This window comes from Sphingomonas sp. AC411, from assembly GCF_979253035.1.
In genome coordinates, this window is sequence record NZ_CEEDAQ010000001.1 from 2,413,122 (window position 1) to 2,425,587 (window position 12,466).

Below are 12,466 nucleotides of genomic sequence, written 5' to 3' on the forward strand. Positions count from 1 at the left end.
GCGCGCGGTTCCAAGCGATGATAGCGGGCGGACCAATGCGGGCGCGATGCGCGACGTCCTGCCCGACCCATCCTTCAAGCCGGACTTGGCCCTCGGCCAGCGACGGCCAGCCAGATACGGAACTCGATGTTCATCTCACCAGCTTATGCCCAGGCCGCAGACGGCGCCACGACGGCCGGGGCGGGATCGCCTCGTTCCTGAGCCTCGCGCCGCTCTTCCTCGTGTTCGTCGTGTTCTATTTCCTGATGATCCGCCCGCAGCAAAAGCGCATGAAGGCGCTGCAGGCGTCGGTCGCCGCGGTGAAGAAGAACGACAGCGTCGTGACGTCGGGCGGAATCCTCGGCAAGGTCACCAAGGTCGAGGATAATATCGTCGAGGTCGAGATTGCGCCGAACGTCCGCGTGCGCGTCGTCAAGGCGACGCTGACCGACATCACCAGCCCGAACACGAAACCGGCCAACGACTGATGCTGGATTTTCCGCGCTGGAAGGTCGGGTCGATCATCGGGTTGCTGGCGGCATTGTGCCTGCTGGCGATCCCGAGTTTCCTCCCCGAGAGCACCACGAGCAAATGGGGGTGGATCCCGCATTCCCGCGTCAATCTCGGGCTGGATCTCGCCGGCGGCAGCTATCTGTTGCTCGAGGCGGATACCGCCGACCTCGCCGCGACGCGGATCGAGGCGATGCGCGACAGCGTGGCGGGCACGATGCGCAACGGAACCCCGCGGATCGAGATCGGCGACATCTCGACGCGTGGCGGCCAGCTGACCTTCCTGCTGCGTGACCCTTCGCAGGTCGATGCGGCGCGCGAGCGCCTGCTGGCGATCACCGGCGGTGGCGCGGGCATGAGCGGCCAGCGCGAATGGGACATCAACGTCGTCGACACGAGCCGCTTCGTGCTCAAGCCGACCGAGGCGGGCCTGACCCAGGCGATCGACACGGCGATGAACGATGCGACCGAAGTCGTCCGCCGCCGTATCGACGAACTCGGCACCAGGAGCCGACGATCGTTCGCCAAGGCGCGACGCGGATCGTCGTCCAGGTGCCGGGGCTGAAGAACCCGCAGGCGCTGAAGGATCTGCTCGGCAAGACCGCCAAGCTCGAGTTCAAGCTGGTCGATGAGAGTGCCGACCCAACTCAGCTCGCCAAGGGCATTGCGCCTGTCGGTAGCCAAGCGGTGCCTTATCCCGGCAATCCGAAGGGCAACCCGTTCGAGGCGCTGAAGCGTTCCGTGGTGATCTCGGGCGATCAGCTCGCCGACGCGCGGCAGGAGTTCGATCCGCAGACGAATGCGCCACAGATCGCGATCACGTTTGACGCGGTCGGCGGGCGTCGCTTCGCCAAGGTTACGACCGAGAACGTCAACAAGCCGTTCGCGATTATCCTCGACGGCAAGGTCATCTCGGTCGCCAACATCAACGAGCCGATCCTTGGCGGACGTGCATCGATCTCGGGCAATTATACGGTCGAGTCGGCGAACGCGCTGGCGATCTCGTTGCGATCGGGCAAGCTGCCGGTCGCGCTGAAGACGATCGCCGAGAGCACCGTCAGCCCCGATCTGGGCAAGGATTCGATCCGCGCCGGCGTGCTGGCGTCGATCGTCGCCGCGCTGCTCGTGATCGTGTTCATGTTCGTGACCTATGGCCGGTTCGGCCTGTATGCGAACCTCGCGGTGGTCATCAACATCCTGGTCATCGTCGCCGTCATGGCGATGCTGAACGCGACTTTGACGCTACCCGGTATCGCCGGGTTCGTGCTGACGATCGGTACCGCGGTGGATGCCAACGTGCTGATCAACGAGCGTATTCGCGAGGAGCGGCGACGCGGGCGTAGCGTCGTCCAGTCGGTCGAGCTTGGCTACAAGGAAGCGAGCCGGACGATCTTCGAGGCCAACGTGACCCACGCCATCACCGGCGTGATCATGCTGTTGCTCGGCTCGGGGCCGGTGAAGGGCTTCGCGGTCGTGCTGTTGATCGGGATCTGCACGTCGGTGTTCACCGCCGTCACGTTCACCCGGATGATGGTCGCGCTGTGGCTGCGGAAGAACCGCCCCACCACGATCAATATTTGAGGCGGGAGATAACCATGCGCCTGCTGAAACTCGTACCCGACAACACGAACCTGAAGTTCGTCTCGCTCCGCAAATGGGCGTTCGGGCTGACCCTGCTGCTGTCGTTGCTGGCGGCCGGACTCGTCGTCACCAAGGGCCTCAACATGGGCGTCGACTTCGTCGGCGGCGTGCTGATCGAAGAGAAGTTCGCGACCGCGCCGTCGATCGACGCGGTCCGCACCGAAGTCGACCGGCTCGGCGTCGGCGAGGCCTCGATCCAGTCGTTCAGCGATCCCAAGACGCTGTCGATCCGCCTGCCCGTTCCCGCCGGTGACGAAGGCGCGACCAACCGCCTCGTCAAGAAGGTATCGGACGATCTGGCCGTGAAGTTCCCGGTGCGACCTTCTCGAAATACGACACGATCTCGGGCAAGGTTTCGGACGAGCTGATCAGCAAGGGTCTGCTCGCGGTCGGCCTTGCGATCCTTGGCATCGCGCTGTTCGCGGTGGTGCGGTTCGAGTGGCAGTTCGGCGTCTCGACCGTCGTCGCGATCGTTCACGATCTGTTGATGACGCTCGGTTTCTTCGCGCTGACGCAGTTCGAGTTCGACCTGAACATCGTTGCAGCGGTGCTGACGATCATCTCCTATTCGATCAACGACAAGATCGTGATCGACGACCGTATCCGCGAAAACATGCGCCGGTATCGGAAGATGGACATGCGCGAGATCATCGATCTATCGGTGAACGAGACGCTGCCGCGTACCGTGATGACGTCGGTGACCATCCTGCTCGCGCTGTTCGCGATGCTGATCCTTGGTGGCCACGTGCTGCGCGGGTTCACCGCGGCGATGATCCTGGGTATCGTCGTCGGGACGTACTCGTCGATCTACGTGTCGTCGTCGCTGCTGATCACGCTGGGGCTGCGTGCCGATCCTGCACCGCGCAAGGGCGGCGTTCAGGATGGCGCCGAGCGGGTGGGTCCGAAGGTCGAGCGTTGAGGATGGACCGCGAGAAGACCGATGGGCCGATGATCTCGGCCATCGGTCGCGGTGGGTTCAAGGTCGACGACGGCTATTACACCGCGCTCGCGATCAGCCCCGAGCGCGCGGACGGCTGGGAGCCGCCGGCGTTCGAGGCGCTGGGCGAGGCGGACGTTGGGGCGTTGCTCGCGCTCGATCCGCCGCCCGAGTTCCTGTTGCTGGGAACGGGTTCGGCGTTGCGCCAGCCTCCCTCGCCTTCAAGCGCGCGGTCGAGGCGCGCGGGTTCGGGATCGAGGCGATGGACAGCCGCGCCGCCGCTCGCGCCTGGGCGGTGCTGCGCGGCGAAGGTCGCTGGATCGTGGCGGCGCTCTACCCCTCGAAGGGTGATCCGCGACTAGCGCCGCCAGATGCGCGTACAGCGTCGCGGTATTTCTCTCCCACGTAAATCCAGCGGCCATCGCCCGCGTCGCGGTGCACGGCGGCGGGTTCGCCAGCAGGTCGCCGATCGCGGCCGCGAACGCCAGCGGATCGCCGATCGTCACGCGACCGGCATCGGGTGCAGTCACGACTTCGCGCGCGCCACCGGCATTGGTGATGACGATCGGCGTACCGCAGGCCAGCGACTCTACCCAGACGTTGGCGAGGCCTTCCGAACTGGAGGCCAGCGCACCAACATCGGCGGCGGCGATCAATTCGGGCAATTCGGCATGCGGCACCGCGCCCAACAGGCGGATGCGGTCACCGACGCCGAGCTGGGCGATCAACGCCTCCAACGCGGCGCGCGCGGGTCCGTGCCCCGCGATCAGGAGGGTAACCCGGGTAATGCGGCTACCGCCTCGATGACGATGTCGTGGCCCTTGCGCGGCAAGAGCCCGCCGATGGCGATGACCAGCGGACCGTGCACGCCGAGCTTGGCCTTGGCCGATGCACGGTCGTCGGCGGGGCGGAAGCGGTCCTGGTCGACACCGGTATAATGGACCGTGATCCGCCCTGCCGGCATGCCGAGCGCGACCATGTCGGCCTTCATCGCCTTGCTGACCGCGAGCACGCCGGCGGCGCCCTGCCCTGCCCTGCGAACCTGCGCGGCGGTGGCGGGTGCCTCGCCCCAATGGTGGATGTCGGAGCCGCGCGCCTTGATCGACACGGGGACGCCGTAGCGCTGGCCGAGTGCGACGGCGGCGGGGCCGTCGGGGAAGAAGAACGACGCGTCGATCACGTCGAAGGCGAAGGTTTCGCGGAGAGTATCAAGCAGCGGCACGAGCGCGCGTTCCAACGCGGCGGCGTGGTAGCGCCCTTGGGTGAACGGGAGCGCGGTAAAGCGCGGGCGGTGGACATCGACGCCCTTCCAGGTTTCGCGCATCGGGAGGGTGGCGAGGCTGGAATAGTGGCCGATGCGGCGGAGTGGGCCCGGGGGTAGGCCGACCGGTGCTATTGCTACCAGCGACACGTCGGGGTGCGCAGCGAGGCCAAGCGTCTGGCGTTCGACGAAGACGCCGAAATTCGGGCAGGTCGCGTCGGGGAACAGCGACGAAAGGGTAAGGATGCGGAGCATGTGGGTAGGGATATAGCGCGGTGCGGGTTAATTGGGCGTTCCCCCTGGCTTTCCACCCCGGCGGAGGCCGGGCCCAATTGGAAAGGTGGCAATAACGGCTTGCTGCCATCCTTTAACAACGTCCCCAAACTGGGCCCCGGCCTCCGCCGGGGTGGTGTTCTCTCCAGAGCGGCGGAACTTCCATGCCCCGCCGCCGCCCAGTCAGATCCGCTTCGTGCCCGGGTATGCGAACAGCACGTCTGCGTCCGCGCTGGTCGACACCGTCTCGCTGCCGGTCATCGTGGCGCATTCACCCGCCTTGAACGCCACCCCTGCGACGTCGCCCGAGCCGGTGATCGGGATCACCCAGCCGGTCGTGCCCTCGGGAAGGTTGACGACATGGTCGCCGCCCTTCCAGCGTTCGAGCACGAATTTCGGTCCCTCGACCATGATCGTACGGCCGGTCTCGATCTCGATCGGCGGTGCGACGGGAACGTACGGGTTCGGGTCGGCGACTTCGACGCCATCGTCGAGGTGAAGCTCGCGGTCGCTGCCGTAGTCGTAGAGGCGATAGGTGGTCTCGGAATTCTGCTGGACCTCGATCACGGTCAGGCCGCCGCCGATCGCGTGGATCGTGTCGGACGCGCAGTACATGAAGTCGCCCGGCTTGACCGGCTTCCAGTCGAGCTTGTCCTCGATCGTGCCGTCGATCGCCGAGGCGCGCAGTTCGTCCTTCGACATCGGCTGCTTCGTGCCGACCGCGATCGTCGAGTCGGGCTCGGCGGCGAGGATCGTCCAGCACTCGTCCTTGCCGCGCGGCAGGCCGCGCTCGTGCGCCTGGTCGTCGTCGGGATGGACCTGGACCGACAGCTTCTGCGACGTGAACAGGTATTTGATCAGCAGGTCGGGCGTCGTGTTGCCGGGCTCCTGGAACCAGACTTCACCGATTGGCGGCGAGCCCGCGGCCGGATCCTCGAAACCAGGCCAGAGCGTGTCGCGACCCCAGGGCTTTCGACGCGGTGGGTGTGCAACAATGTGGCCGGCATGACATGATCCTCGACGTGAATGACGCAATGGGAATGGAGCGCCAACGCACGACTATTGCCGTGTGATCCGGCCGGCGGAAAGGCCCAATGCGGGTATGGCGAAAGGGATTGTTCGCCAAGCCCCGCATACGCTAAGGACAACGCCAATGCGTATCCCCCAGTCTCGTGCCCTCGCGGTCACGCTCATCGCCGCGCTTGCGCTCCCCATGGCCGGTTGTGCGAGCGGTCGCGCGTCCAAGGGCGACCTGCCCTATGTCGCGCGCGACGTGGGCACGCTGTATTCGACCGCCAAGGCGCGGCTCGACCAGGGACGCTACAAGGAAGCAGCCCAGCTGTTCGACGAGGTCGAGCGCCAGCATCCCTATTCGATCTGGGCACGCCGCGCGCAGATCATGTCGGCGTTCAGCTATTACCTCGCCAAGGACTACACCGCGTCGATCAGCTCGGCGCAGCGCTTCCTCGCGGTGCATCCGGGTAACCGCGACGCGCCTTACGCCTATTACCTGATCGCGCTCGGCTATTACGAGCAGATCACCGACGTCACGCGCGACCAGAAGATCACGCGGCAGGCGCTCGACTCGCTCGGCGAGCTGATGCGGCGCTATCCGAACACGCGCTATGCGTCGGATGCACGCCTCAAGATCGATCTGGTCAACGACCATCTCGCCGGCAAGGAGATGGAGATCGGGCGCTTCTACGAGACGCGCGGCCAGTGGCTCGCGGCGAACGGCAGGTTCCGCACGGTGATCGACAAGTTCCAGCAGACGACGCACACGCCCGAGGCGCTGATGCGGTTGACCGAGACGTATCTGGCACTCGGCGTGCCGGTCGAAGCGGAGAAGGCCGGTGCGGTGCTGGGGCGCAACTATCCCGGGACCGACTGGTATCAGCATGCGTATGATCTGCTGAAGAAGAACCAGGTGCCGGCCGTGCCGCCGCTGAAGCCGGGCGAGCAGGTGGTGCCGGTCGGAACCAAGGGTACGCCGTCGGTGATGGTCGAGCTGGACGAGCCGGGTTCGACCCCGACCGGCCCGGCAGAGCGCGCGCCGGCGCCGCGGTCGGCCGGGCAGCCGTCCAACACCGGAAGCTGACGCGCGTCCTCGGGCGATAGAGGCGCGGGTCGTCGGGTTGGAACATAGGGGGATCGCATTGCGCGCCCGTTCGTCTATGGCGGACATCCTATGCTGACCGAACTTTCCATTCGCGACGTGGTGCTGATCGAGGCGCTGGATCTGGGATTTGGCGAAGGGCTCGGCGTGCTCACCGGCGAGACCGGGGCGGGCAAGTCGATCCTGCTCGATGCGCTGGGGCTGGCGCTGGGCGGGCGCGGCGACAGTGGGCTGGTGCGGCATGGCGCGGCGCAGGCGGTGGTGACCGCGACCTTCGACGCCCCTGCCCCTGAATCGCCACTTGCGCTGTTGTTCGGCGAGAACGGGCTGGAGATCGAGCGCGGTGAACCGCTGATCGTGAAGCGGATCGTCAAGGCGGATGGCGGCAGTCGCGGGTTCGTCAACGACCAGCCGGCGTCGGCCGGGCTGCTGCGCGAGATGGCACCGCATCTGGTCGAGATCCACGGCCAGCATGACGAGCGCGGACTGCTGAACGCGCGCGGGCATCGGGCGTTGCTGGATACTTTCGGGCGGACCGAGCCTGGGGCTACCGGTAAGGCGTATGCGGCGTTTCGTGCGGCCGAGGCGGAGCTTGCCGCCGCCCGTGCGGATATCGAGACGGCCGCGCGGGATCGCGAGTGGCTGGAGCATACCGTTGCAGAGCTGACCGCGCTGGCGCCGGTCGCGGGCGAGGAAGAGACGCTGGCGGATACGCGGCGATCGATGCAGCGCGCGGAGAAGATCGCGGACGACCTGGCGGCGATCGACGATTTCCTCGAGGGCAAGGACGGCGGGATGGCGAAGCTGCGCCAGGCCGCGCGGGTGCTCGAGCGGATCGCGGAGGATCATGTCGCGCTCGGCAATGCGTTGGCGGCGGTCGATCGCGCGGTGATCGAGGCGTCGGTGGCCGAAGAGAGCCTGCGCGATGCGCGGGCGGACATGGCCTATGATCCGCGCGCGCTGGAGGATGACGAGGCGCGGTTGTTCGAGCTTCGGGCGATGGCGCGCAAGCACCGCGTGCAGCCGGATGACCTAGCGGCGCTGGCGGACGAGATGCGCGCGCGGCTGGAGCGGCTCGATGCGGGCGAAGGCGGGATTGCGGTTATTGAAGCGCGGGTGGCTGCTGCGCGGAAGGCGTTCGACGTGGCCTCGGATGCACTGACCAAGCGGCGGTTGGCGGCTGCCAAGCGCCTCGACGTGGCGGTGGCAGGGGAACTGGCGCCGTTGAAACTGGATGCGGCTCGGTTCCAGACCGTGGTTGCGCCGCTCGGCGAAGAAGGCTGGTCGCCGGCGGGCAAGGACCGCGTCGAGTTCGAGATCTCGACCAACCCGGGCGCGCCGTTCGCGGCGCTGACCAAGATCGCGTCGGGCGGCGAGTTGTCGCGCTTCATCCTCGCGCTGAAGGTGGCGCTGGCGGAAGAGGGCGGCGCGTCGACGATGGTGTTTGACGAGATCGATCGGGGGTCGGTGGTGCTGTGGCGAGTGCGATCGGCGAACGACTCGCGCGGCTGGCGCAGAGCACGCAGTTGCTGGTGGTAACGCATAGCCCACAGGTCGCGGCGCGCGGCGCGAAGCACTTGCTGATCGCCAAGAGCAGCGACGGAACGGTCACGCGGACCGGCGTGCGCGCGCTGACCGAGGATGAACGGCGCGAGGAGATTGCGCGGATGCTGTCGGGCGCGCAGATTACAGACGAGGCGCGGGCTCAGGCGGAGCGGTTGCTGGAGCAGGCTTGAGGCTTTGACGTACGGCCAACTTCTCTCCCTCCCTGAAAGGGAGGGGAGCCGACATTTCCGGGGCGGGGTCAGCTGAAGTCGGCCAGCTTTCCTACAGGCCTCCCGTTGGTCAGGGCATAGCCTGTCTCGGGTGGCCCAGATGGATCTTCAGCACCGGCACGACGATATAATCGCCGCCGACTTTCCGCAGGCCGTGGAGGGCTCGGCTGCCGAACGCGCCGTCTTTGTGGATCGCGGCGTGGATCGGCGCTTGTTCGGTGTGAATCATGTCGTCGAGCCCGGCCGCACTGGCGTCGGAGCGCGGCCATAACGATTGCTGGAGCCGGTCGTCGGCGGACGAGCCGTCGTTCCAGTCGTAGCCGATCGCTGGAGCCGACGTAGGGAAATGCGCTGCGCCGTGGCGGGAGCCGAGCAGAGCATCACGAACAGTGTAACTGCTGTTTTCATCGTACCCTCCCACATCCACACCGGCGAAGGCCGGGCCCAGTTGGGGAAGGTTGGTTGGTGACCTCGGCACTTGGTTACAACGGCCTTGCCAACTGGGCCCCGGCCTTCGCCGTGGTGTGATAGGGCGATTGGGGTGGACGACAGGCGCGTTACAGGACTCCGCTGCCACCAGTCGCCGCGAAGGCGCTGCCGCTGGTGAAGCTCGTTCCCGTCTCCGCCAGCGTCACGAACAGCGACGCCAGTTCCGCCGGCTGCCCCGCACGGCCGAGCGGCGTGTCCTGGCCGAACTCGCCCATCTGGCCCGGAAGCTGCCCGCCGGCGACCTGGAGCGGCGTCCAGACCGGGCCCGGCGCGACCATGTTGACGCGGATGCCCTTCTTGCCGAGCTGTTTCGCCAGCCCCTTGGTGAAGATCAGGATCGCGCCCTTGGTGGTGGCGTAATCCAGCAGTTCCTCGCCCGGATCGACCGAATTGACCGACCCCGTGTTGATGATCGACGCGCCCGGCTTCATCAGCGGGATCGCCGCCTTGCAGAGGTGGAACATCGCGTAGACGTTGGTCTTCATCGTCCGGTCGAACTGCTCGAAGCTGATCTCGGCGATCGACGCCTTCGACTGCTGGTAGGCGGCGTTGTTGACGAGGATGTCGAGCCCGCCGAGTTCGCGGTTCGCACGCGCGATCAGGTCGGTGCAGAATTTCGCGTCGGTCAGGTCGCCGGGGATCAGCACGACCTTTCGCCCCTCGGCGCGGAGCAGCTTGGCGACGTCCTGCGCATCGGGTTCTTCGGTCGGGTAATAGTTGATTGCGACGTCGGCGCCTTCGCGCGAGAACGCGATGACCGCCGCGCGACCGATGCCCGAGTCGCCGCCGGTCACCAGCGCCTTGCGGCCTTGGAGACGACCTGAACCGCGATAGCTGGTCTCGCCGCAATCGGGCACGGGGCGCATGTCGCGCTGGAGGGCCGGCCATTTCTGGCGCTGTTCGGGGAAGGGCGTCGAGACGAAGCGCGTCTGCGGATCGGCGAGTTGCGCCTGCCCCGCCCCTGCCCTTGCGCGAAGGCGGGGCTGCCGCAGCGGCGAGGCCGGTGACGGCGGCGCCCTTGAAGAGATCTCGGCGGCTGGTGTCGGTCATGATGGCGCTTCCCGGAAAGATTGTCCTGGAATGTCAGCGCGCAAGTCAGGCGAATGTTCACGCCATCTTGATCCAGGTCTTGTCGAAAGACGCCCCCTCCCTAACCCGGCACGATGACCGACCTTCCCGCGACCGAGACCGAAGCCGCCGCCGAGCTGGAGACGCTCGCCGCGCAGATCGCGTATCATAATGCGCGCTATCATACCGACGACGCGCCCGAGATCAGCGATGCGGAGTATGACGCGCTGGTGCGGCGCAATGCAGCGATCGAGGCGGCGTTCCCGGGCGCGGTGCGGAGCGATTCGCCGAGTCGGACCGTGGGTGCGGCACCTGCCGGGCATCTGGCGAAGGTCGCGCATGCCAAGGCGATGATGAGCCTCGACAATGCGTTCGCGGACGAGGAGGTCGAGGAATTCGTCGCGCGCGTGCGCCGGTTCCTGAAGCTGGCGGAGGACACGCCGGTGGCGCTGACCGCGGAGCCGAAGATCGACGGGTTGTCGTGTTCGCTGCGATATGAGGACGGGCGGCTGGTGCAGGCGCTGACCCAGGGCGACGGGCAGGTCGGCGAGGATGTTACGGCGAACGTCCGAACCATCAGCGACATCCCGCAGACCTTGCAGGGTGAAGCCCCGCGATCTTCGAGGTTCGCGGCGAAGTCTATATGGCGAAGGACGACTTCGCCGCGCTCAACGCGCGCCTGCTCGCCGAGGCGGAGGAGATCGGCAAGGACGCGCGGCAGTTCGCCAATCCACGCAACGCCGCCGCGGGGTCGCTGCGCCAGAAGGACGCGACCGTGACCGCCAGTCGGACACTGCGATTCCTCGCACATGGCTGGGGCGAGGCGAGCGTGGTACCGGGCGAAACCCAGGCCCAAGTCGTCGACACCTTGCGGGGCTGGGGTTTTCCGATCGCCGATGGGTTTGCGCGGGTCGAGGGGACGGCGGCGGCGCTCGACGTGTATCGTCGGATCGAAGCCGAGCGCGCCGACCTCCCGTTCGATATCGATGGTGTCGTCTACAAGGTCGATCGGCTCGACTGGCAGGCGCGACTCGGTCAGGTCGCAAAGGCGCCACGCTGGGCGATCGCGCACAAGTTTCCCGCCGAGCGTGCGCAGACGGTGCTGGAGAAGATCGACATCCAGGTCGGGCGGACCGGCGCGATGACCCCGTTGCGCGGCTATCCCCGTCACCGTCGGCGGTGTCGTCGTGACCAACGCGACGCTGCACAATGCCGACGAGATCGAGCGGCTCGGCGTCCGGCCGGGCGACCGCGTCCTCGTCCAGCGCGCCGGCGACGTGATCCCGCAGATCGTCGAGAACCTGACACCGGACGCCGAGCGCGAGGCGTATGTCTTCCCGCATGTCTGCCCCGAATGCGGGTCCGCCGCCGAGCGCGAGGAGGGCGAGGTCGTCTATCGCTGCACCGGCGGGCTGATCTGCCCGGCGCAGCGGGTCGAGCGGCTGATCCACTTCGCCTCGCGCCATGCGTTCGACATCGGCGGCCTCGGCCAGACGCTGATCGAGGCCTTCTTCCGCGACGGGTTGATCGAGTCGCCCGCCGACATCTTCCGCTTGACCGAGGAGCAGCTCGCCGCGCGAAGAAGGACGGGCGCGTGTGGGCGGCGAAGGTGATCGCGGCGATCGAGCAGAAGCGGACGATCCCGCTCGACCGGTTCCTGTTCTCGCTCGGCATCCGCCACGTCGGCGAGATTACCGCGCGTGACCTCGCGCGGCGCTATGTGTCGGCCCGCGCGCTTGGCTCGGTGCTGCGTCACGCGGTGTTCCTGCGCGGCCAGATCGAACCGGTGATCGGCGAACCCGAGCGGAAGTTCGTGCTTCGCCGCGATAAGCTGCTGGTCGGTGCGATCGAGACCGCGGGGATCGGCCCCGAGGTCGCCAGCGCGCTGGTCGGCTTCTGCGCCGAGCCGCACAACCGCCGAGTCGTGTTTGACCTGTTGCGCGAAGTGAAGCCTGCGGACGTGGTCCACGAAACCCGCGAGTCGCCGGTGACGGGCCAGATCCTCGTCTTCACGGGCAGCCTGGAAACGCTCAGTCGCGACGAGGCCAAGGTGCAGGCGGAGGCGCTCGGCGCGCGCGTTGCCGCGTCGGTATCGACCAAGACCGGGCTGGTGATCGCAGGCCCCGGCGCGGGCTCTAAACTGAAGAAGGCCACCGAACTTGGGATCCGCGTGATCACCGAAGCCGAGTGGGCGGAGCTCGTCGCCGCGAGCTGAAGCAGGGTCCAATCGCCTTTGGTTCCATCGCGGCCGAAACGGTTCCACTGCGTGGCTTTTGCAACGCAGCGAGACGGAGTTCGTTCGTGACACTTCCCGACTCGCCAATGTCACAGAACCGAAATATCCCGCGTGCAGGGGCACGGATGTCCGGTGGGAAAGCCGACATTCAGAGCTACAGGCTCTAAGGGGACATTATTCA

At 66.8% G+C, this 12,466-nt stretch carries 4 protein-coding genes and 7 pseudogenes; 7 read left to right on the forward strand and 4 right to left on the reverse strand.

Going from position 1 to position 12,466, the window contains the following annotated elements; all coding sequences use genetic code 11:
* The first annotated feature begins 221 nt into the window (after nt 1-221).
* The 4 genes and pseudogenes from yajC (at nt 222) to AC0IX7_RS12405 (ending at nt 3,476) form a co-directional block, all read left to right on the forward strand.
* Nucleotides 222-467, forward strand: a complete 246-nt coding sequence (yajC, locus tag AC0IX7_RS12390; protein ID WP_471812159.1) for a preprotein translocase subunit YajC — start codon at nt 222-224, stop codon at nt 465-467.
* Nucleotides 467-2,070, forward strand: a pseudogene (secD, locus tag AC0IX7_RS12395) (protein translocase subunit SecD). The gene yajC and the pseudogene secD overlap by 1 nt, the downstream one beginning before the upstream one ends.
* Nucleotides 2,071-2,084: 14 nt before the next feature.
* Nucleotides 2,085-3,049 (forward strand): annotated as a pseudogene (gene secF, locus AC0IX7_RS12400) (protein translocase subunit SecF).
* 29 nt (nt 3,050-3,078) lie between these two features.
* Nucleotides 3,079-3,476, forward strand: a pseudogene (locus AC0IX7_RS12405) (Mth938-like domain-containing protein).
* On the opposite strand, the pseudogene AC0IX7_RS12410 reads toward AC0IX7_RS12405, so the two are convergent.
* Together AC0IX7_RS12410 and AC0IX7_RS12415 are read right to left on the reverse strand one after the other, a co-directional pair.
* Nucleotides 3,421-4,583 (reverse strand): annotated as a pseudogene (locus AC0IX7_RS12410) (glycosyltransferase); the annotation flags it as partial. The pseudogenes AC0IX7_RS12405 and AC0IX7_RS12410 overlap by 56 nt on opposite strands.
* Nucleotides 4,584-4,784: 201 nt before the next feature.
* Nucleotides 4,785-5,608: pseudogene (locus AC0IX7_RS12415) on the reverse strand (class I mannose-6-phosphate isomerase).
* 146 nt (nt 5,609-5,754) lie between these two features.
* Between AC0IX7_RS12415 and AC0IX7_RS12420 the strand changes: the two are divergent.
* Together AC0IX7_RS12420 and recN are read left to right on the forward strand one after the other, a co-directional pair.
* Nucleotides 5,755-6,699 (forward strand): outer membrane protein assembly factor BamD, encoded by a 945-nt coding sequence (locus AC0IX7_RS12420; RefSeq protein WP_254685131.1) that lies wholly within the window; start codon nt 5,755-5,757, stop codon nt 6,697-6,699.
* 90 nt (nt 6,700-6,789) lie between these two features.
* Nucleotides 6,790-8,453, forward strand: a pseudogene (gene recN / locus AC0IX7_RS12425) (DNA repair protein RecN).
* 109 nt (nt 8,454-8,562) lie between these two features.
* Here the strand turns inward: recN and AC0IX7_RS12430 are convergent.
* Nucleotides 8,563-8,913, reverse strand: coding sequence for a hypothetical protein (locus AC0IX7_RS12430; protein ID WP_471812161.1), 351 nt, complete (start codon nt 8,911-8,913; stop codon nt 8,563-8,565).
* A gap of 136 nt (nt 8,914-9,049) precedes the next feature.
* Nucleotides 9,050-9,847 carry an SDR family oxidoreductase gene (locus AC0IX7_RS12435; RefSeq protein ID WP_471812163.1) on the reverse strand — a complete coding sequence of 266 codons (798 nt, stop codon included), beginning with the start codon at nt 9,845-9,847 and terminating at the stop codon, nt 9,050-9,052.
* Between the two features lie 297 nt (nt 9,848-10,144).
* Here AC0IX7_RS12435 and ligA point away from each other — a divergent pair.
* Nucleotides 10,145-12,264, forward strand: a pseudogene (gene ligA / locus AC0IX7_RS12440) (NAD-dependent DNA ligase LigA).
* The last annotated feature ends 202 nt before the right edge of the window (nt 12,265-12,466 follow it).